The sequence below is a fragment of the Gordonia sp. (in: high G+C Gram-positive bacteria) genome (assembly GCF_047600565.1).
Classification (GTDB): domain Bacteria; phylum Actinomycetota; class Actinomycetes; order Mycobacteriales; family Mycobacteriaceae; genus Gordonia.
Genome location: NZ_JASGKN010000001.1, coordinates 416,354 through 436,783, shown reverse-complemented (window position 1 = coordinate 436,783; position 20,430 = coordinate 416,354). Strand labels below are relative to the sequence as shown.

Annotated in this window: 17 protein-coding genes and 2 pseudogenes; 4 read left to right on the top strand and 15 right to left on the bottom strand. The window is 68.5% G+C overall.

Annotation, left to right across the window (positions count from 1 at the left end):
- Nucleotides 1-26: 26 nt before the first annotated feature.
- From QM774_RS02100 to rpmE, 15 genes and pseudogenes are all read right to left on the bottom strand, one after another.
- Nucleotides 27-980, bottom strand: coding sequence for a F0F1 ATP synthase subunit gamma (locus tag QM774_RS02100; protein WP_414974313.1), 954 nt, complete (start codon nt 978-980; stop codon nt 27-29).
- A gap of 2 nt (nt 981-982) precedes the next feature.
- Entirely contained in the window at nt 983-2,617 is a 1,635-nt protein-coding gene (gene atpA / locus QM774_RS02095) for a F0F1 ATP synthase subunit alpha (protein WP_414974312.1), read from the bottom strand.
- A gap of 61 nt (nt 2,618-2,678) precedes the next feature.
- Nucleotides 2,679-3,494: a F0F1 ATP synthase subunit delta gene (locus QM774_RS02090; RefSeq protein WP_414974311.1), complete on the bottom strand. Its 816-nt coding sequence runs from the start codon at nt 3,492-3,494 to the stop codon at nt 2,679-2,681.
- A 20-nt stretch (nt 3,495-3,514) separates the two neighbouring features.
- A complete protein-coding gene (locus QM774_RS02085) occupies nt 3,515-4,087 on the bottom strand; it encodes a F0F1 ATP synthase subunit B (RefSeq protein ID WP_414974310.1) in 573 nt (190 codons plus the stop codon).
- Between the two features lie 14 nt (nt 4,088-4,101).
- Nucleotides 4,102-4,353 carry an ATP synthase F0 subunit C gene (locus QM774_RS02080; RefSeq protein ID WP_414974309.1) on the bottom strand — a complete coding sequence of 84 codons (252 nt, stop codon included), beginning with the start codon at nt 4,351-4,353 and terminating at the stop codon, nt 4,102-4,104.
- Nucleotides 4,354-4,435: 82 nt separating this feature from the next.
- Nucleotides 4,436-5,305: a F0F1 ATP synthase subunit A gene (gene atpB / locus QM774_RS02075; protein WP_414974308.1), complete on the bottom strand. Its 870-nt coding sequence runs from the start codon at nt 5,303-5,305 to the stop codon at nt 4,436-4,438.
- Between the two features lie 221 nt (nt 5,306-5,526).
- Nucleotides 5,527-5,985 carry a hypothetical protein gene (locus QM774_RS02070; protein ID WP_414974307.1) on the bottom strand — a complete coding sequence of 153 codons (459 nt, stop codon included), beginning with the start codon at nt 5,983-5,985 and terminating at the stop codon, nt 5,527-5,529.
- Nucleotides 5,986-5,994: 9 nt separating this feature from the next.
- Nucleotides 5,995-7,152 carry a glycosyltransferase family 4 protein gene (locus QM774_RS02065; protein ID WP_414974306.1) on the bottom strand — a complete coding sequence of 386 codons (1,158 nt, stop codon included), beginning with the start codon at nt 7,150-7,152 and terminating at the stop codon, nt 5,995-5,997.
- Nucleotides 7,149-7,808 (bottom strand): L-threonylcarbamoyladenylate synthase, encoded by a 660-nt coding sequence (locus tag QM774_RS02060; RefSeq protein ID WP_414974305.1) that lies wholly within the window; start codon nt 7,806-7,808, stop codon nt 7,149-7,151. Before QM774_RS02060 ends, QM774_RS02065 begins: the two co-directional genes overlap by 4 nt.
- A 37-nt stretch (nt 7,809-7,845) precedes the next feature.
- The gene (locus QM774_RS02055; protein ID WP_414974304.1) at nt 7,846-8,178 is read right to left on the bottom strand and encodes a YdeI/OmpD-associated family protein; all 333 of its coding nucleotides are present in this window, start codon (nt 8,176-8,178) and stop codon (nt 7,846-7,848) included.
- Nucleotides 8,179-8,218: 40 nt separating this feature from the next.
- Nucleotides 8,219-8,374, bottom strand: coding sequence for a PIN domain-containing protein (locus QM774_RS02050; RefSeq protein WP_414974303.1), 156 nt, complete (start codon nt 8,372-8,374; stop codon nt 8,219-8,221).
- Between the two features lie 136 nt (nt 8,375-8,510).
- A pseudogene (locus tag QM774_RS02045) lies at nt 8,511-8,633 on the bottom strand (type II toxin-antitoxin system Phd/YefM family antitoxin); the annotation flags it as partial.
- Nucleotides 8,634-8,653: 20 nt separating this feature from the next.
- Nucleotides 8,654-9,514: a peptide chain release factor N(5)-glutamine methyltransferase gene (gene prmC / locus QM774_RS02040; RefSeq protein WP_414974302.1), complete on the bottom strand. Its 861-nt coding sequence runs from the start codon at nt 9,512-9,514 to the stop codon at nt 8,654-8,656.
- A complete protein-coding gene (prfA, locus tag QM774_RS02035) occupies nt 9,511-10,581 on the bottom strand; it encodes a peptide chain release factor 1 (RefSeq protein WP_414974301.1) in 1,071 nt (356 codons plus the stop codon). Before prfA ends, prmC begins: the two co-directional genes overlap by 4 nt.
- Before the next feature lie 91 nt (nt 10,582-10,672).
- Nucleotides 10,673-10,885 carry a 50S ribosomal protein L31 gene (rpmE, locus tag QM774_RS02030; RefSeq protein ID WP_414974300.1) on the bottom strand — a complete coding sequence of 71 codons (213 nt, stop codon included), beginning with the start codon at nt 10,883-10,885 and terminating at the stop codon, nt 10,673-10,675.
- 247 nt (nt 10,886-11,132) lie between these two features.
- Here rpmE and QM774_RS02025 point away from each other — a divergent pair.
- From QM774_RS02025 to QM774_RS02010, 4 genes and pseudogenes are all read left to right on the top strand, one after another.
- Nucleotides 11,133-16,440: pseudogene (locus tag QM774_RS02025) on the top strand (glutamate synthase-related protein).
- Nucleotide 16,441: 1 nt separating this feature from the next.
- Nucleotides 16,442-18,220, top strand: a complete 1,779-nt coding sequence (locus QM774_RS02020) for a sulfite reductase subunit alpha (RefSeq protein WP_414974299.1) — start codon at nt 16,442-16,444, stop codon at nt 18,218-18,220.
- A complete protein-coding gene (locus QM774_RS02015; RefSeq protein ID WP_414974298.1) occupies nt 18,221-19,162 on the top strand; it encodes a heme transporter in 942 nt (313 codons plus the stop codon).
- Nucleotides 19,159-20,322 carry a sulfite reductase flavoprotein subunit alpha gene (locus QM774_RS02010; RefSeq protein ID WP_414974297.1) on the top strand — a complete coding sequence of 388 codons (1,164 nt, stop codon included), beginning with the start codon at nt 19,159-19,161 and terminating at the stop codon, nt 20,320-20,322. Before QM774_RS02015 ends, QM774_RS02010 begins: the two co-directional genes overlap by 4 nt.
- Nucleotides 20,323-20,430: the final 108 nt, after the last annotated feature.

The following is a 20,430-nucleotide window of genomic DNA, read 5'->3' as shown; positions in this document are numbered from 1 at the left end:
TTCTTCTCTTTCCTCGATATGTCTTGTCAGTTCGCGAGCGCTTCGACGCCGCCGACGATCTCGCTGATTTCCTGGGTGATCTGCGCCTGGCGGGCCGCGTTGGCCTGACGGCTCAGGTTCTTTTCGAGCTCGGTGGCGTTGTCGGTGGCCGCCTTCATGGCGGTACGACGTGCCGCGCTCTCCGAGGCGGCCGCGTCGAGCAGTGCCGCGAAGATCCGCGACGCCACGTACTTCGGCAGGAGTGCGCCCAGCAGTTCCTTGGCGTCCGGCTCGAACTCCATCTCGGCGGGCACCACGCCCTCCGGCTGGGCGAGCAGGTCCTCACCGAGGTTCAGGTGCTGGGTCTCGACCTCCACGTCCACCGGAGCCATGCGGCGCACGACCGGCTTCTGGGTCAGCATGGACACGAAGCGGGTGTAGACGATGTAGACCTCGTCGACGCCCTCGATGGAACCGGCGTCCTCGGGCAGATCCACGTTCTCGCCCGAACCGGCGAGGAACGAGTCCACCAGGTGGAACACGGCCTCGTCGACGTCCTCGAACTTCGGCTGCTGCGAGAAGCCCGACCAGGAGGCCGCGATGTCGCGGTCCCGGAAGGTGTAGTAGCCGATGCCCTTGCGGCCCATCACGTAGACGACCGGCTCCTTGCCCTCTTTGCGCAGACGCGAGAGCAGTTCCTCGGTCTCCTTGAGGACATTGGAGTTGTAGCCACCGCACTGGCCGCTGTCACTGGTCACGACCAGGACCGCGGCACGCTTCGGGTTCGGATCCTCGTTCAGCAGACGCACACCGTCGATGGTCGACGCACTCGCGAGGGTGGCCACGACGCGGGTGATCTCGTCGGCGTAGGGACGAGCGGCAGCCACTCGTGCCTGAGCCTTCGTGATCCGCGAGGTCGCGATCAGTTCCTGCGCCTTCGTGATCTTCTTGGTCGACTGGATCGACCGGATCCGCGAGCGCAGCTCCCGAATGGTTGCCATGGCTACTTCTGCTTCTTCGTCACGCGGATCGTCTCGGACTCGACGTCCTCATCGGCCAGCGGGTCGGCGTCGGTCTCGACCACGGAGCTGCCGTCGCTGGCGACGAAGCCCTGCTTGAACTTGTTGGTCTTCTCCTCGAGCGACTTCTTGTCGGCTGCGGAGAGCTCGGCGCCACCGGCGATGTGCTTGTAGACGGTCTTGGCGCTGTGGTGCAGGTCGGCCAGCAGCTCCGACTCGAAGCGGCGGATGTCGTCCACCGGCACCGAGTCCATGAAGCCTTCGCCGCACAGGTACAGCGAGACGATCTGGTCCTCGACCGAGACCGGGCTGTACTGGTCCTGCTTGAGCAGCTCCACCCAGCGGGCACCGCGCTCCAGCTGCGCCTTCGACGCGGCGTCGAGATCCGAAGCGAAGGCCGAGAAGGCCTCCAGCTCACGGAACTGGGCCAGCTCCAGACGCAGCGAACCGGACACCTTCTTGAGGCCCTTGGTCTGTGCGGCGCCGCCGACACGGGAGACCGAGATACCGACGTTGATCGCCGGGCGGACACCCTTGTTGAACAGGTCCGACTCCAGGAAGACCTGGCCGTCGGTGATCGAGATGACGTTGGTCGGGATGAACGCCGAGACGTCGTTGGCCTTGGTCTCGATGATCGGCAGACCGGTCATCGAACCGCCGCCGAGCTCGTCGGACAGCTTCGCGCAACGCTCCAGCAGACGGGAGTGCAGGTAGAAGACGTCGCCCGGGTAGGCCTCGCGGCCCGGCGGGCGGCGCAGCAGCAGCGAGATGGCGCGATAGGCCTCGGCCTGCTTCGACAGGTCGTCGAACACGATCAGAACGTGCTTGCCCTGGTACATCCAGTGCTGGCCGATGGCCGAACCGGTGTAGGGGGCGAGCCACTTGAAGCCGGCCGAATCGGAGGCCGGGGCGGCGACGATGGTGGTGTACTCCATCGCGCCGGCCTCTTCGAGCGCAGCCTTGACGCCGGCGATGGTCGAGCCCTTCTGGCCGATGGCGACGTAGATGCAGCGGACCTGCTTCTCCGGGTCGCCGGTCGCCCAGTTGTCCTTCTGGTTCAGGATGGCGTCGATGCAGACCGCGGTCTTGCCGGTCTTGCGGTCGCCGATCACCAGCTGGCGCTGGCCGCGGCCGATGGCGGTCATGGCGTCGATGGCCTTGATACCGGTGGCCAGCGACTCCTCGACCGGCTGGCGCTCCAGCACGGTGGCGGCCTGCAGTTCGAGGACGCGCTCGTCGTCGGCCTTGATGTCGCCCAGGCCGTCGATCGGCTGTCCGAGCGGATCGACCACGCGGCCGAGGAAGTTGTCGCCGACCGGGACCGACAGGACGTTGCCGGTGCGCTTGACTTCCTGGCCCTCTTCGATGTTCTCGTAGTCACCCAGGATGACCGCGCCCACGTCGTCGAGGTCGAGGTTCAGGGCGACGCCGCGGATGCCGCCGGGGAACTCCAGCAGCTCGTTCGCCATCGCACCGGGCAGGCCGCTGACGTGCGCGATGCCGTCACCGGTGTCGGTCACCAGACCGATCTCTTCGCGAGTGGTCTTGCCACCCACGTCCTGCGTGTTCTTTGCGATCGCACTCCGAATCTCTTCGGAGGAGATGGTCAACTCGGCCATATCTCTGCCTGCTCTTCCTGGGCTTACTTAAGGGGTCTGGGAATCGTTGGGGTGAAGTGGACTACTTCAGGTTGCGGCGAAGTTCCGCCAGTCGGCCTGCGACGCTGCCGTCGATCCGCTCGTCGCCGACGCGGACCACCACGCCGCCGAGCAGGTCGGGGTCGACCTCGACGTGCAGGGTGACCGGCGCGCCGTAGATCGTGGGCAGCTTGGCGGCCAGATCGGTGCGCTGCTTCGCCGACAGCTCCCCCGCGGAGGAGACGTAGGCGACCTTGCGGCCGTTGACGCCCGCGGCCAGCTCCGAGAGCTGGTCCAGGGCGTCACCGGGCGCCTCGTCGGTGGAGGCGACCGTCTCCGCGGCGAGGGCCTCGGTGACCGGATCGACCTTGCCGTTCAGCAGCGTCTTCACGAGCTGCTCACGATCGGCTGCCGTGCGGGTCCGGTCCTTGAGCGCCTGCTCGAGCTCCGGATCACCCTTGACGAGCTGCGCGAATCCGAACAGCTCCTCCTCGACGGTGTCGAGGTTGCCGCTGTCCTTGGCCGACTGCAGCAGGGCCTCGCGACCCAGGGTCCGCAGTCCGCGAGCCAGATCACCGTCGTTCGACCACTGCCGGGCCGCAGCCGAGGCGACGGTGTCCCGGGTGGCCGGGGCGACCTTGCCGTCGAGAAGCGACTTGGCGATGTCCGCCCGTGCGTCGGGTGCCGTGGCCGAGTCGGCCAGGGCGGTACGCAGGGTGCGGTTGTCGGAGACGGTGTCGGCGAACGACAGCAGTTCGGTTCCGACGGTGGTGGCGTCGGCGCCCTTGGCGCCCCGGAGGGCGGCCTCCAGCTCAACGCGGGCCCCGTCGAGGGCCTCCCGGCTAGACGCTGCGTACATCTGGCTACACATTCCTTCTATTACTTCGCGGCGGTGCCGGAGACGTCGTCGAGTTCCGCGAGGAATCGATCGACGGTGCCGGCCTGCGAGACGCCGTCGGACAGCTGCGCACCGACCAGCTTCTCGGCCAGGTCGACCGACATCTGGCCGACGTGGCCACGCAGCTCGGTGACGACCTGCTGGCGCTGGGCCTCGAGCTGGGCGTTGCCGTTGGCGACGATGCGGTCGCTCTCGGACTGGGCCTGATCCTTCATGTCGGCGAGGATCTGGTTGCCCTGAGTGCGTGCATCCTCACGGATGGCGTTGGCCTCTTCCCGGGCGCCGGCCAGCTGCTGCTGGTAGGCGGCCAGGGCCTGGGCGGCCTCGTCCTGAGCGGCCTGGGCGCGCTCGATGCCGCCCTCGATGGCGTCGCGACGCTCGTCGAGAACCTTGCGGTACATCGGGATCACGTACTTCCAGAACACGAAGAGCAGCACCAGGAAGGCGACCAGCGACCACGTGATGTCGTAGATGTACGGGACCAGCGGGTTGGGCGGCGGATCCGGGTTGCCGGTGTCCTGCGCCGCTTCCGCGAGCAGATTGATGTTGATCATGGCTCGAGCCTCGATCAGAAGATGAAGCCGGCGACGATACCGATCAGCGCCAGAGCCTCAGACAGAGCGATACCGAGGAACATGGTGGTACGGATCTGACCGGCCAGCTCGGGCTGACGGGCGATACCCTCGATGGCCTTGCCGGCGACGATGCCGACGCCGATGCCGGGGCCGATGGCGGCGAGGCCGTAGCCGATGGCGCCGTAGCCCTTGCCGGTGACGGTGGATTCAGCGGCCTCGGCCAGAGTCTGGGCGATGTAGCTCATCTTGCGATTCCCTTTCTTGGTGGCTCCCCGCCCGGTCGAGCGAGTGAGTCAGTCTGTGTGTGTTTGGTGGTTGGTCGAGTGGTCAGTGCTGGTCGGCGTGCAGCGACGAGTCGATGTACACCGCGGTCAGCAGCGAGAAGATGTAGGCCTGCAGGCCGATCACCAGGAGTTCGAAGAAGGTGAAGCCCACGGCGGCGATCAGCGAGACGACACCGCCGACCGACCAGAAGCCGCCCTTGGTGACGAAGAAGAACTGGGTGGCCGAGAAGAACAGCGCCAGCATGATGTGACCGGACAGCATGTTGGCCATGAGTCGGACGGTCAGCGTGAAGGGGCGCAGGATGAAGGTCGAGACGAACTCGATCGGCACCAGCAGGAAGTGGATCGGGAGCGGAACGCCCGGCAGCACGATCGACGACTTGATGAAGCCGAAGAAGCCGTATTTGGCGATACCGACCCAGCAGTAGGTGATGTAGGCACAGAGCGCCATCACCAGCGGGAAGCCGATACGGGCGTTCGACGAGATGTTCAGACCCGGGATGATCGAGGTCAGGTTCAGGAAGATCGTCGCGAAGAACATGGTCGCGAGGATCGGCAGGTACTTGCGGCCGTTCTCCTTGCCCAGGATCTCTTCGGCGATGTTGATCCGCACGAAGTCGAGCATGGACTCGGCGACGTTCTGCAGTCCGCTCGGAATGATCTTGGCGCCACGCATGGCCACCACGAAGAAGACGGCGACCAGAGCCGCGACGATCACGCGGATGAGCATGATCCGGTCCATGGCGTAGAAGGCCGGGTGGTCCCACGGCCCGCCCCACAGAAGCGCGGGGTAGAAATCCCACAGGGTCGGCGCATGGAAGCCGTTGTGTTCAGCGGCGAGGATGGCGGCGCTCAGCGGTCTCTCCCCTTCTCGGACCCGGTGTTCCCCGGGTCGATCATCGGTCGGTGGCACGCAGACACGGAGCCGTCGCGGTAGCGAGGTTCCCTGTTCTGATTGGTGCGGTCAAAACTTTATCAAGCCTTGACCTGAATCCCTTAATCAGGGTCTTCCGCCGAGGGAGCCGTGGCGTGCCACACGGCCTACTATCGGCTGTAGTAGCAGGTCCGGGGCGGTTTCGTGGCGTCCGTCACTTCTGCGACGTGCGCCGTGTCGCCCTGAACCCGGGGTTCAGATCAGGCGTCGGTGTAGGGCTGGTTGGTGCGCAGTACGCCCCAGACCTCGGCGCCGAGGACGGCCACGATGGAGCCGATCAGCATGGTGACCAGCGCTCCGGTCGAGTAGAAGCTCATCTGTTTGAGGACGCCGACCACCACCAGCACGACCACCATCTTCAGCACCCACGACCCCATGATCATCGCCATGGTCGATGACGGCGACATGTTGACCGTCGCCATGATGACCACCACCGTGATCAGGATGAAGCCGCCGCCGACGGCGGCACCGATGAGCACACCCCACAGGCCCTTGAGTCCGTCGACCGGCACCCAGATCGCGAGCGCGATCACGGTGAGCGCGATCAGGCCGAGTACGCCGTAGCGCAGCCCCTTCTTCAGCGGAGCGAGGGAATCGAAGTCCTCGAGCTCGTTGAGCGGCGGCAGGTCGGTCCCGGTGGACTCGTCGTTGGAAGACACCCCGAAAGGTTATCGACTCGCGAGGCGGCGACTCAACCGGGGCGCGAAGGTGGCGGCGACCGCGATGAGCAGCGCGACCGCGGTGAACGGGAGCACGACGGCCGGCGAGAACAGCGTGAGCAGGGCGACCGAGAAGGCGAACATGCCGACCCACAGATAGATGAGGAGGGCGACGCGACGCTGGGAGTGGCCGAGTTCGAGCAGACGGTGGTGCAGGTGCATCTTGTCCGGGGTGTAGAAGCCGACGCCCGCGCGCGTGCGGCGGATGACGGCCAGCACCATGTCGAGGATCGGGATGAACATGACCGCCGCGACCAGGATCAGCGGCGACAGGAGCGTGAACAGGTCCGCGGTGCCGTAGGCGCTGCGCGCCGGGCGGCCCGACGCCGACGTCGAGGCCGCGGCCAGCATCAGGCCGATCAGCATCGCCCCGGAGTCGCCCATGAAGATGCGGGCCGGCGAGAAGTTGTGCGGCAGAAAGCCCAGGCAGGCACCCGCGAGCGCCCCGGTGATGAGTGCCGGCGGGTAGTAGCTGACGTCGCCGCCCTGGTCGTGCAGCAGACCGAGGGAGAAGATCATGATCGCGGTGGCCGCGATCAGTCCGAGGCCGGCGGCCAGGCCGTCGAGCCCGTCGACGAAGTTCATCGCGTTGATGGTGGTGACCGTGATGAGCACGGTGAGCAGACCGGCCTGCAGCGGGTCGAGGACCACGGTGCCGATGTCGCCGAACGGCACGTACAGGATGTTCCAGCTGACACCCATCACCACCAGGACACCGGCCGCGGTGACCTGCCCGACGAACTTGGTGAGAGCGTCCAGGCCCCAGCGGTCGTCGATCAGCCCGACCAGGATGATCACGAGTCCGGCGGCGATCACCGCCGTCATGTCGTGGGTGTAGGCGAACGCGCGGTTGAGGGCGGGCAGTTGGGCGGCCAACGCGATCGCGCAGACCAGCCCGATGTACATGCCCAGACCGCCCATGCGAGGGGTCGGGATGACGTGCACGTCGCGCTCACGCGGGACGGCGACGGCGCCGACCCGCACGGCCATCACCCGCACCAGTGAGGTGATCAGGTAGGTGACGCCGGCCGCGGTGAGGCCGATCAGACCGAGCTCGCGGAGCGGGACGCCGGCGCTGCCGACGGCGTCGAGCGCGAGAAAGGTCATGCGCGGACCTGCAGTTCGTCGGGTTCGAGGCCCAACACCTGCGCGATCTCGTCGGTCGGCACGGCACCCTCGCGCAGAACGACCGGGGTCCCGCCGCTCACGTCGACGATGGTCGAGGCCACCGCATGTTCGGCGGGCCCGCCGTCCAGGTACACCGACACCGACTCGCCCAGCTGGTCGCGGGCCTGCTCGACGGTGCTCGACGGCTGGCCGCCGGAGACGTTGGCGCTCGAGACGGCCATCGGCCCGACCTCGCGCAGCACCTCGATGGCCACCGGATGCAGCGGCATCCGCAGCATGACGGTGCCGTCGGTGTCGCCGAGATCCCACGCCAGGGACGGCGCCTGCTGCACGACCAGGCTCAAGCCGCCGGGCCAGAACGCCTCCACCAGAGCACGCATCTGCGGCGTCACCGACAGCACCAGGCCGTCGACGGTGTGCCAGGACCCGACCAGCACCGGGACCGGCATGTCGCGGCCGCGGCCCTTGGCGGCCAGCAACGCGGCGACGGCGTCCGAGTCGAAGGCATCGCAGCCGATGCCGTACAGGGTGTCGGTCGGCATCACGATCAGACGACCGCCCCGGGCGGCACCGACCGCGGCGGTCAGTCCGGCGGCGCGCTCGGCGGGATCACTGCAGTCGTACACGGCACTCACGGATTCGATCCTAGACGGCAGCCTGTTCGCTCGACCGTCAGCGGCCCAGAGCGGTCCGTCCAGCCGGTGTCATCCGGCCTTCGGCTTCAAGCCGATCAGCGATCTCGATGTTGCGGGCCGAGACGGTGCCCTGTGTCCGACGCGGGGTGAACTTCTGAAGGTGGGACGCCGAGTCGTTCGCGCGACGGGTGCTTTCGCTCCACCCGTAGGCGATCCCGGCTTCGAGGAGATCATGGAAGCTGACCGACGGCACCGGACTCGTCGTCTTCTGCAGCACCACCCACAGACCGGGATGCGTGTCGTGGTGCTCCGCGAGCCAAGCCCACAGGTCCTCGGCCGTGGCGAACGCAGCTCGTTCCAGTTCCGCCATGAGGTCGACTCTAGGCGCGGCCACCGACGCACCCGGGGAGTCAGCGGGGCGCGACGACCCGTATGCCGGCCGCAGACGCTGCGCGGCCGAGCTCCTCGTCATACGTGAGCATCTCGTCCACGCCGAGCCGGAGGGCAGTCGCGAGGTGGATCGCGTCGTTGGAACGTAGCGGCGCATGCGTGCCTGCCGCGGACATCCGCCACGATTTCAGTACTCGTCTTGGGTGACGGGACCCGACGGATCTTCGCCAACGCCTCGGCCGGCTTCAGCCGCGCCGGCCGAGCCTCGCCCCGCGCAATCAGGTCCTCGAGAACATCGCCTTCCGCTGGGACGATCACTGCGACCGGACGGCCGTTGTTGCTGATCCGGATGGACTCGCCCGCCTCCACCCTGCGCAGCACATCAGCGCTGTTGTTGCGCATTTCGCGGTGAGTGATCGTCTCCGTACCACTCATCGTAGCGCTGCGTAGCACGCTTAGCGCCGGCGAACGGCGGTGACGAACCGGGGGCGTCCGGCCAGGTCGGACAGGGCCGTGACATCGGTGAACCGGCCGTCGGCGGCGAACACCGCGACGGTCTGGGCCGCGGTGGTGTCGTCGTGTTCGACGGCGACCGCACCGCCGGGCGCCAGGGCGTCCGCGATCAGCGGCACCATCGCCGTGATGACGTCCATTCCGGTGGGACCGGAGAACACGGCCTCAGCCGGATCCTGGTCGACCTCCGGCGGCACCGGCGTCCCCTCGGGCACATACGGCGGGTTCGACACGATCACGTCGCACTCCCCCAGTTCGCCGATCACGGCCGGATCGGTCACGTCGCCGACGATCAGCGAGAGACGCCGGGTCACCGGCTCCGGGAGCGCCGCGATGTTGCGGTCGATGAACTCGACGGCCCGGGTGGACTTCTCGACGAGTGTCACCCGTGCCCGCGGCACCCGCACCGCCAGCGCGATCCCCAATGCACCGCTCCCGGCACACAGGTCGGCGACCCGTACCGGACGGTCGGCCGGCAGCGTGGCAGCAACCTTCTCCGCCCACTCCACCAGCAGTTCGGTCTCCGGCCTCGGAATGAACACCCCCGGCCCGACCGCCAGCTCGACCCCGGCGAAATCGGTCTGCTCGGTCAGATGCTGCAACGGAATCCGCTGCGCACGAGCCGTGATCAACCGGTCGTAGGCCGCACGATCGTCGGCATCGACGTCATCGATCAGCGGCAGCCGGCCCGGCTCGGTTCCCAGTACATGCGCTAGCAGCCACGCCGCGTCGGAGGCCGCCGAGTCGATTCCGGCGGCGGCCAGACGGGCGGCCCCGGCGTCACGAAGCTGGGACGCGGTCACTGTTCGAGGCGGGACTGCTTGTCGGCGTCGATGAGCGCGTCGGTCAGCGCGTCCATGTCGCCGGCCAGCACCGCGTCGAGGTTGTTCGCCTTGTAACCGATCCGGTGATCGGTGATCCGGTTCTCCGGGAAGTTGTAGGTGCGGATGCGTTCGGAACGATCGACGGTGCGGATCTGTGCGGCCCGGCCGGCCGCGGCCTCCGCGGCCGCCTCCTCTTCGGCTGCCGCCTGCAGCCGTGCCGCCAGCACCTGCATGGCGCGCGCCTTGTTCTGCAGCTGCGAACGCTCGTTCTGGCAGGTCACGACGATGCCGGTCGGCTCGTGCGTGATGCGCACCGCCGAATCGGTGGTGTTGACGCCCTGGCCGCCCTTGCCGGAGCTGCGGTAGACGTCGATGCGCAGATCCTTGTCGTCGATCTGCACGTCCTGCGCCTCATCGGGCTCCGGGTACACCAGTACACCGGCCGCCGACGTGTGGATACGGCCCTGCGACTCGGTGACGGGCACACGCTGAACGCGGTGCACTCCGCCCTCGAACTTGAGCCGGTGCCACACACCGTCGCGCGACGCCTCGCGCGCCTTGATCGACAGGGTGGCGTCCTTGTAGCCGCCGAGATCGGACTCGGTGACACCCAGGACGGTGGCCTTCCAGCCCTGCTTCTCGCAGTACTTGGTGTACATGCGGACCAGGTCGGCGGCGAACAGCGCGGACTCTTCGCCGCCGGCACCGGACTTCACCTCGAGGACGATGTCGTCGCCGTCGTGCGGGTCGCGCGGCGCGAGCAGATCGGTCAACTGGGCGTCGAGTTCGTCGACCTGCGCCTGCAGTGCGGGCACCTCCTCGGCGAAAGCCGGGTCGGCGTCGGCCAGCTCACGGGCCGCCTCCAGGTCGTCGCGCGCGGCGGTGAGCTTGGTGTAGGTCGCCATCACCGGCGCCAGCTCGGCGAACCGCTTGCCCACGCGGCGTGCGTTGGCGGGGTCGTCGTGCAGTGCCGGATCGGACAGCTGCTGCTCCAGACCCGCATGCTCGGCGAGGATGTCGTCGATCGCGGACGCCTGCCTGCTCATCCTTCGCTCCTCACTCGGTGGGCCGTCTGTCCAGACAACGACGCCCGGCTCGCGATCGTAGCGATCGCGTGAGCCGGGCGTCGAAGGAGAACTACTTGTCGCGCTTGCCGTACCGCTTCTCGAAGCGGGCGACGCGGCCGCCGGTGTCCAGAATCTTCTGCTTGCCGGTGTAGAACGGGTGGCACTGCGAGCAGACTTCGACGTTGATACGTCCGTCCTTCTTGGTGCTGTGCGTCTCGAAGGTGTTGCCGCAACCGCAGACGACGGTGGTCGGCACGTAGTCGGGGTGGATGCCCTGCTTCATGGAATGTCCTTAACTGTTCGTGGTCGCCGGGTCCCCTCGCCTGGCCGGTGAAGACCTGGGGCGAAAACACGGGGTGAACCGGTACCGGGACTGACCGATCGATTATTCCACAGGCATACGTCGTGCGGCGAATCCGCCGCCGTCGCGAACGTGACGTAGATCGCCTAGTAAGTAAGCCTTACCTAAGATATGTTCAATCCATCTGTGTGCCGCTTCACCGTCGCAGCGTCCACCCACCCCGTACGCCATGAGGAGAGCTGCGTTGCGACGAGAGTTCGAAGCACCCCGGAATCAGTCTGAGCAGGTCACCCTCTGGCGTCCCGACGACGAGAAGAGCAGCTGCGGCGTCGGCTTCATCACGCGTAAGGACGGCGTGCAGAGCCATGAGGTGATCACCCTGGCGGCCGAAGCCCTGTGCTCGGTGCCCCACCGCGGCGGCATCTCCGCCGAAGGAGTCGGTGACGGCGGCGGCGTCTCGATGGATCTGTCCGAGGCCTTCTTCCGCATGATCACCGGCGACGACGAGCTGCGTCTGGGCCGGTTCTGTGTCGGCAACTTCTTCCTGCCGGTCGACGACGCGGCCGCTGCGAAGGCCGCCGCCCTCATCGAGGGCACGATGACCGACCGCGGCTTCACCGTGCTCGCCCAGCGCGAGGTCCCGGTGGACGACTCGGTGCTTCCCCCGGCCGGCCCGGCCCACCAACTGCCGATCCGGCAGTGGGTGTTCGCCGCGCCGGACCCGTGCCCGGCGCCCGAGGCCCTCGACCTGCTGGTGCAGCAGGCGCTGCTGCACATCGAGGCGATCGGCTTCACCGACCCCGGCCTCGCCGGGCTCTACCCGCTGTCACTGTCCGCACGCACCCAAGTGCTCAAGGGCCGGCTGTCCTCGCACGAGGTGATCGGGTACTTCACCGATCTGCACCATCCCGTCCACGCCGTCCACACCCTGTACTTCCACACCCGGTTCTCCACCAATACCGATCCCCACCCGACGATGGCGCAGCCGTTCCGGTACCTCGCGCACAACGGTGAGCTGAACACCGACAAGAAGAACCGGATCGCCCAGGTGACCGCGGCGGCCGCCGCCCGTCGCACCGTCGTGCGTCCGCCCGGCCAATCCGACAGCTGCCGCCTGGATCAGACCGTCGCCACCCGCGTCATCGAAGACCGCCTGGATCTGGTGACCGCGATCGTGTCGATGATGCCGCCGGCCTGGGAGAACGACACCACCCTCTCCCCGCGGGTGCGCGCCATGTTCGAGTACTTCTCCCTCTACGAGGAGAAGAACGACGGCCCGGCCGCGGTCGTGTTCGGCGACGGCACCGTGATCGGCGCCCGTCTGGACCGCCTCGGTCTGCGGCCGCTGCGGACCGTGGAGACCACCGACTATCTGTGCGTGTTCTCCGAGGCCGGACAGATCGACTTCGACCCGGACACGGTGGTCGCGCGCGGCCGGGTGTGCGCCGGCGGGATGGTCTACTTCGATCATCGCGAACAGCGCGCCTACACCGGCGACGAGATCTACGAGCAGTTGGCGGCCGCCGCCGACTATCCGGCGCTGCTCGCCGCCGCCAAGGTCGACCTCGCCGATCTGCCCGAGGCACCCGTCGCCGGCCATGAACCGGCCGGCGGTCTCAGCGACCACCAGCGGTACCGCGCCTACTACCTGGATCAGGAGAGCTTCCGGTTCTTCGTCGACCCGATGCTCGACGACGGTGCCGAACTGGTGTCGGCGATGGGTTTCGGCCTGGCGATCAATCCGCTGACCAACCGGGAGCCGAACGTCGCCCGGTTCTTCTCGCAGCGGTTCGCGCAGGTGACCAATCCTCCGCTGGACAGCATCCGGGAGGCCGACAGCATGTCGTTCCGGGTGGCGCTCGGTCTGCGGCCCCAGGTGTTCGCGTCAGCACGCGAGAGCGGCGGCGACGTCACCGAGTCCCGGCAGATCGTGCTGGAGTCGCCGGTGCTCTCGGCGTCGCAGCTGGCTTCGCTCGCCGGACAGGAGCGGGTACCGGTCCGTGAGTTCACCGCGGTGCGCAGGATCGATCCCGGCCGGCCGGCCGCCGACGACCTGGCCGCCGCGATCGACGCACTGTGCGACGAGGTGGCCGCGTTCGCCCGCACCTCCGGCGGCATCGCGATCCTCTCGGACCGGGCCGTCACCGCCGAGACGATGGCGCTGCCCATGGTGTTCGCGGTCTCCGCGGTCAACCAGCGCCTGATCGCCGACGGCCTGCGGCTACGGGTCAGTCTGGTCGCCGACAGCGGGCAGATCGAGTCCAGTCACCATCTGGCGCTGCTGCTCGGCTTCGGCGCCTCCGCCGTCCACCCGCACACGGTGGATCGCCGCGCCGCCGAACGGTTCGGGGCCGACGGGCGGGCGGACGCCTTCGACCGGTGGCGCAGGGCCGCGCTGAAGTCGTTGGGCAAGACGATGGGCCGCGTCGGCCTGTGCACCGTCGAGAGCTACATCGGCGGCGAGTTCTTCGAACCCAGCTTCCTGGACACCACCGACGAACGTCTGCATCCGTGGTTCGCGACGCTGCGGTCGCCGGCCGGCGGCGTAGGGCTGGAGCCGATCGCCGCACTACTCGACGCCGCGCATGCTGCGGCCGTCGCCGGGCCCATCGACACCGACCGTGACCTGCCGCTGCTCGGCCTGTTCAAGGAGCGTGCCGACGGCGCAGGACACTCGTTCGGCGCGGTCGCGGTGCGGCGTTGGGAGGAGATGAACGAGGCCGGCCCGAGTTACGCCACCGCGGAGCGGCCGTCCGACGAGGCCGACGCCGTCGGCGCCGCGGACGCCCTCGGAAAGCTCACCCTCGCCGAACTCGAGAGCGCGTTCGGCCTGACCGCCGACGCGTACCGGCACAGCAGCTACGACCGGCTCACCGACGACGAGATCGACGCGTTCGCCGTCACCGACGCCTACCGGGCGTTCTCGTCGGATCTCGCGAGGGCCCGCGCCGAACGCCCCAGCGCCCTGCGTGACGTCCTGTCCGTCGCCCCGGCCGGCGATCCGGTGCCGCTGGACGAGGTGATGCCCGCCCACGACGTCACGGCGACGTTCGCGTCCGGCGCGATGAGCCACGGCGCACTGGTGGCGCCCGCTCACGAGGCGGTCGCACACGGCACCAATATGGTCGGCGGGCTGTCCAACAGCGGAGAGGGCGGCGAACATCTGTCGCGCTACGGCACCATCCGGGCGTCGGCGATCAAACAGTTCGCCTCCGGCCGGTTCGGTATCTGGGCCGGTTACCTGGCAGATCCGAACCTGCGGGAACTGGAGATCAAGATCGGCCAGGGCGCCAAGCCCGGTGAAGGCGGCCAGCTGCCGGCCCCCAAGGTGACGGTGGAGATCGCCGCCGCCCGCGGCGGAACGCCGGGCGTCGAACTGGTGTCCCCGCCGCCCCACCACGACACCTATTCGATCGAGGATCTGGCCCAGCTGATCCACGACTGCAAGGCCGCCCGGGTGCGGGTGATCGTGAAGCTGGTGTCCTCGGAAGGCATCGGCACCATCGCCGTGGGTGTCGCGAAGGCCGGCGCCGACGTCATCAACGTCGCCGGGAACACCGGTGGCACCGGTGCGGCGAACGTGACCAGCCTGCGGTACGCGGGCCGGGCCGCCGAGATCGGCCTGGCCGAGGTGCACCAGGCGCTGTGCGCCAACGGTCTGCGCCGCAAGGTGGTTCTGCGAGCCTCCGGCGCTCACCAGACAGGTCACGACGTGGTGACCTCGGCCCTGCTGGGGGCCGACAGTTTCGAGTTCGGCACCGCCGCGCTGATGTCCATCGGCTGCGTGATGGCCAAGAACTGCAACATCAAATGCCCGGCCGGACTGACCACCAATCCGGAGCTGTTCGAGGGCGACCCGCGCGCCATGGCGCAGTACCTGCTGAACGTGGCCGGCGAGGTGCGGGAGGTGCTGGCCGGTCTCGGTCTGCGCAGTCTCGCCGAAGCGCGCGGACGCGCCGACCTGCTCGGTGTGATCGATCATCCCGCCCTGGTCGGCACCATCGACCCGAGCGCCCTGCTGGCCGTGGTTCCGGAGAAGGTGATCACCGAGCCGATCTATTACGAGGCCGATTTCCGCGTCGACCACGACCTCTACCGGCAGGTGCGGGCCGCGCTGATCGAGGACGGCGCCGACTCGGTGACCACCACGCCGGTGCACCTGGGGAACCGGGACAAGAGTGTGTGCGGACGGCTCGCCATCGACCTGGAGCGCCTGCTGAACTGGGACCACGACGACGCGCAGCAGGTGGGAGCGGCACTGACCGACGACCGTGGCCGCCGCTTCCTCCCGCCGGGCACCGTCGCCGTCCCCACCACCGGTTCGGCCGGGCAGTCCTACGGCGCCTTCTGCAACGACGGCATGCATGTCGACGCATCGCGGCACCTGCAATGACGGTGTCGGTAAGTCGATGTCGGGCGGCACGGTCGCGGTGATCTCCCCCGGTGGCGGCTCCCCCGCGGTCGGCGGCAACGTGCTGGTCGGCAATTTCGCCCTGTTCGGCGCGACCGGTGGCCGCCTGTTCGTCGAAGGCGAGGCCGGCGACCGGTTCGCGGTCCGCAACTCGGGTGCGACGGCCGTCGTCGAGGGTGTCGGCGAATACGGCTGCGAGTACATGACCAACGGCGCGGTCCTGAATCTGGGCGCCTATGGAAAGGGCCTCGCGAACGGCATGAGCGGCGGCTTCCTCTACCAGTACGACCCGGCCTGCCGGGTCCAGGATTTCGTGAGCGCGGATTCGGTGATCCTCGGTTCGATCACCGGCGTCGACGATCCGTTCGCCCCGCTGCACCACGAGGCCGTCCTGCAGTTGCTGGGACGGCACGCCGAGGAGACCGGTTCGGCGCTCGCGACGCGGCTCCTGCAGAACTGGGAGACCGAACGGCACTACTTCGTGTACGCGATGCCGCGGGCTCTGCTGGCCCACCAGGATTCGGCGACCATCATGGCCGCCCTGGACCGGCGGACCCTGCTGGACGAACTGTCCGGCGCGATCGCCGTCGACCAGGTGCGGTCGCTGAAGCGCAGCGCCCGGATGGCGTCGCCGGTGCTCGACGGAGCCGTCCCGGAGCTCGGCCGGACCGACGACGAGACCACGTACCGGCTGATCAACGCATTCACCGTCTTCGAGCTGGCCCGCGAGGTGGCGGCCGCCCGGCTCACGAAGGCCCGGCACGGCACTCGCCTACCGGTCACCGAGCAGACGGTCGGGATCGCCGCCCGCAATCTGGTGCTCACCGAGGACTTCGATCTGCTCGGCAAGGTCGCCCGGTACGCGCGCGACATCCTCGCCGACTACTCGGACGATCAGCTGGCGGCGCTGATCGGCGCCAAGCGGGTCGCCGACTACAAGCGGGCTCTCGCCCTGAGGAACGTCCTGTCGATGGATGCCCCCGCCACCTACGGCTGGCTGCTGTTGCAGGACGCCCGCAACCGGGAGGTGCTGGGCGAGGTGCCGAGTTTCGCGGCCCTGTTCGCCTCCCGCGCACTCCCCGACATCGCGGCCGCGCACGCCGCCCCGACCGTGAAAGCCGGCTGATATGGAACTCCCCTACATCCCGCAGGACATCCCGTTCACCGGCGAACAGAAGGCCTGGTTCGCCGGCTTCCTCGCCGGACTCAACACCCGGATGGGCCTACCCACCGCCGGTGCCGCCGGAGACGCCGTCGCCGGGCAGGGCGCATTGCCCGCCGCCCCGGGTCTGCTGATCGCCTACGGCACCCAGACCGGCAACGCCGAGAGGATCGCCGAACAGGCCGTCGACGCGGCCGCCGAACACGGCCTGACCGCGCGGCTCGCCGAGATGAGCGATCTGACGGTCGCCGACCTCGCTGCGGCCGGTCGTCTCCTGGTCGTGGTGTCGACCTACGGCGAGGGCGACATGCCCGACGACGCCGACGACCTGTGGAGCGAGCTGGCCGACGCCTCCGCGCCGCGCCTGGAGGGAGTGAGCTTCGCGGTGTGCGGTCTCGGCGACACCGCCTACGACGGCTTCTGCCAGGCCGCCAAGAACTTCGACGCCCGGCTCGCCGAACTGGGGGCCGAACGGGTGACCGACCGGGTGGACTGCGACGTCGACTTCCAGCGTCCGGCCGACGCCTGGCTGCCCGGCGCCCTGACCTCGCTGTCGCAGGCCGCCACCGAGGCGACCGCGGTGACCACCGCTCCGCCGGCGGCCGCGTCCGACGCGGCACCGGCCGCCTGGGGTCGCAAGAACCCGTATCCGGCGACCATTCTGGCCAACACGATCCTGTCCGGTCCGACATCGGCCAAGGAGGTGCGCCATCTGGTGTTCTCCCTCGGCGACAGCGGCCTGGAGTACGCCCCCGGCGACGGCATCAGCGTCGTGCCGGTCAACGATCCCGCCCTGGTGGACCTGCTGCTGGCGCGCGTCGGCGCCACCGGGACCGAACCCGTCACCGACCGCAAGAACACGTACACGCTGAGAGAAGCGCTGACCCACCACTACGAGATCTCGACGCCGTCGAAGTATCTCGTCGACTGGGTCGCCTCGCGCACCGGCGACCCGGAGATCACCCATCTCGCCGAGACCGGTGACCCGGAGGCCCTGGACGCCTGGCTGTGGGGCAAGGACGTCCTCGACCTGCTCGACGTCGACCCGGACATGACGGTGACCGCGGACGAGCTGATCGCCGAACTGCGGCCCCTCGCCCCGCGCGTGTACTCGATCTCGTCGTCGCCGCACGCCCACAACGACACCGTGCACGTCACGATGGCTGCGGTCCGCTACACCTCCGGTGACCGTCGTCGCGGCGGCGTCTGCTCCACCTACCTCGCCGACCGCACCGCCGAAGACGACCGGGTCGGAGTGTTCATCACCCCGAACAAGGCCTTCCGGCTGCCGGCCGACGACGTTCCGGTGATCATGATCGGTCCGGGAACCGGTATCGCGCCGTTCCGGTCGTTCCTCCACGAGCGGTCCGCACGGCGGGCCGCCGGCGACAACTGGCTGTTCTTCGGCGACCAGCACCGCGACAGCGACTTCCTGTATCAGGCGGAACTGGAGCAGTTCGTCACCGACGGACTGCTCACCCGGCTCGATCTCGCCTTCTCACGCGATCAGGAGCACAAGGTGTACGTGCAGGACCGGATGCGTGAACACGGTGAGCAGCTGTACCGATGGCTCGAGCGCGGTGCGCACGTCTACGTGTGCGGCGACGCGACCCGAATGGCCCATGACGTCGATGTCGCGCTGCAGGAGATCGTCGCCGAACACGGCGGTCTGGACGCCGACAAGGCCGGCCTATATCTGGACGGACTCAAGCAGGACAAGCGCTACCTCAGGGACGTGTACTGAGTGACTCACGAATCCGAAGCCTGCGAGAGCGATCGCTGCCGTCGCTGTCCGCGCAGCGACCTCGCTCGCCTGCTCGCCGCCCCCGACCTGTCGTGCTCGGCGCTGCAGGCGCCGGTCGCCGACGTGCTGGGCGCACTGCCGCTGCTCGGTGAGGTGGCCGGGGTGGCCGCAGCCGGTCCGGTGCTGTCGAACGTGATCGGTACGCATCGCGAGCCCGTGCATCGTCGCGGGCCGCTCAGCTGCCCGGGCGGACCGATCTCGCTTCGTGTGCATCCGGAGGCGCTGGGCACCGCCGTGGTGACCGATCCCGGTGCGGGGGCACCGCCCACCCTGCGGTTCTTCGATACGGACGGGCAGGCCGCCTACGCCGCCTACCTGCTGCACCTGTCGGACCGGCTGGCGTTCGAGGCACTGTCGCTGATCGGCCCCGCCGGCAGCGGTATGCACACCGTCCACGACTACCCGTCCGACCCCGGCGTGCCCGTCGACCAGATCGGGCTGTTCGACGAGATTCTGTCCGACGGCGGCCGGACCCGGTCCGCGGCCCTGGCCGACGGTTCCCGGACGGGCTCGGCGCGGGTGGGGCCCGACGCCGTGATCGCAACGCTCACGCACGCCGCGCTGACGGCGATGCCGGTGACGACCTGTACTGCGGCCGCCGGCTGCCTGCAGTTGCGCCACGACCGGCTCGACGGCGTCCGTGAGCACGAGGGGACGTTGCTGCTGGCTTCCGGCCCGGCACGGACCCGGATCGATTTCGGCGGGATCACCGACTGCTGGCTGACCCGGTCCGACGGCGGCTTCGGGTCCACCGGGGCGCTGGAGCTGTATGACGGCGGGGGCCGGTGCCGGTTCGTCGTGACGGTGACCGGTGCGGTGGAGCCGCCCGTGTGGGAAGCCTGGGAGCACCTGATCGCCGGCATGGCAGAATCCGAGACATGAGCGAAGACAAGCGCGCGGCGCGCAAGCCGCGCTGGTCGCGGCGCAATCCCTACGAGGCGACGGTGGTGGAGAACACCCTGCTCACCACGCCGGGAACCGACAAGGAGGTCCGGCATCTGGTGCTGGACATCGCCGACTCGGGTATCGACTACGAGCCGGGCGACGCGGTGAACGTGATGCCGACCAACGATCCGACTCTGGTCGCCGCCATCATCGAACGCCTGGGGGTGCCCGCCGACACCGAGATCACCGACCGCAAGGGATCGCAGTCGCTGGAGAACGCCCTCACGCACGGTTTCGAAATCACCTCGGTGTCGCAGTACCTGCTCGCTCACCTCGCCGAGGCGCGAGGCAACGCGCGGGCACAGGAGCTTCTCGCCGGCGACAAGGACGTCCTCGAGCAGTGGTCCCGCGGTCGTGACGTGCTGGATCTACTGAATCTGGAGCCGGAGTGGCAGCCCACCCCGGAGGCCTTCCTGGCCGAGCTCAAGCCCCTGGCGGCCCGCACGTATTCGATCTCGTCGGCGCCGGACGTCCACCAGGGCACCGTGCATCTGACGCCGGCCACCGTCCGGCACTTCGCCACCGACGACTGGGGTGACGGTCGCGATCGTGGCGGCGCCGCGTCGACCTATCTGGCCGACCGGGTGGTCCCGGGCGACACCGTCGGCATCGATCTGACCCCGAACAAGTCGTTCCGTCTGCCCGAGCCGGACACCGACATCATCATGATCGGCCCCGGCACCGGCATCGCGCCGTTCCGCAGCTTCCTGCATCAGCGTTCGGTGCAGGGCGCGACCGGCCGCAACTGGCTGTTCCACGGCGCCCGCCACCGCGACCACGACTTCCTCTACCGCGACGAGATCGTCAATCTGCATGAAGACGGCGTCCTGGATCGTCTCGACGTCGCCTTCTCCCGCGAGCAGGAGGAGAAGGTGTACGTCCAGCACCTGATGGACGGTCACGGCGAAGACATCTACCACTGGCTGCGTGACGGCGCCGTCCTCTACGTGTGCGGCGACGCCGATGCGATGGCCAAGGACGTCGACGATGCGATCGTGGCGATCCTGCAGCAGTACGGAGACCTCGACGACGAGGCGGCGCGCGCCGAGGTGGAGAACCTCCGCGAGACGGGGCGTTACAAGCGCGACGTGTACTGAGCCGACAACGCTCCCTGACGCCCGCAACGCTCCTTGAGCTTGTCGAAAGGAGCTCGCTTCGACAGGCTCAACGAGCGTGGGTGGCTCGCTTCGACAGGCTCGACGAGC

What these genes read in the sequence shown, in the direction of transcription:
- QM774_RS02100 (WP_414974313.1), bottom strand. Translation starts at nt 980, where the DNA reads ATGGCAACCATTCGGGAGCTGCGCTCGCGGATCCGGTCGATCCAGTCG.
- atpA (WP_414974312.1), bottom strand. Translation starts at nt 2,617, where the DNA reads ATGGCCGAGTTGACCATCTCCTCCGAAGAGATTCGGAGTGCGATCGCA.
- QM774_RS02090 (WP_414974311.1), bottom strand. Translation starts at nt 3,494, where the DNA reads ATGTACGCAGCGTCTAGCCGGGAGGCCCTCGACGGGGCCCGCGTTGAG.
- QM774_RS02085 (WP_414974310.1), bottom strand. Translation starts at nt 4,087, where the DNA reads ATGATCAACATCAATCTGCTCGCGGAAGCGGCGCAGGACACCGGCAAC.
- QM774_RS02080 (WP_414974309.1), bottom strand. Translation starts at nt 4,353, where the DNA reads ATGAGCTACATCGCCCAGACTCTGGCCGAGGCCGCTGAATCCACCGTC.
- QM774_RS02065 (WP_414974306.1), bottom strand. Translation starts at nt 7,152, where the DNA reads ATGACCTTTCTCGCGCTCGACGCCGTCGGCAGCGCCGGCGTCCCGCTC.
- QM774_RS02055 (WP_414974304.1), bottom strand. Translation starts at nt 8,178, where the DNA reads ATGGCGGAACTGGAACGAGCTGCGTTCGCCACGGCCGAGGACCTGTGG.
- QM774_RS02050 (WP_414974303.1), bottom strand. Translation starts at nt 8,374, where the DNA reads ATGTCCGCGGCAGGCACGCATGCGCCGCTACGTTCCAACGACGCGATC.
- prfA (WP_414974301.1), bottom strand. Translation starts at nt 10,581, where the DNA reads ATGAGCAGGCAGGCGTCCGCGATCGACGACATCCTCGCCGAGCATGCG.
- rpmE (WP_414974300.1), bottom strand. Translation starts at nt 10,885, where the DNA reads ATGAAGCAGGGCATCCACCCCGACTACGTGCCGACCACCGTCGTCTGC.
- QM774_RS02020 (WP_414974299.1), top strand. Translation starts at nt 16,442, where the DNA reads ATGGAACTCCCCTACATCCCGCAGGACATCCCGTTCACCGGCGAACAG.
- QM774_RS02010 (WP_414974297.1), top strand. Translation starts at nt 19,159, where the DNA reads ATGAGCGAAGACAAGCGCGCGGCGCGCAAGCCGCGCTGGTCGCGGCGC.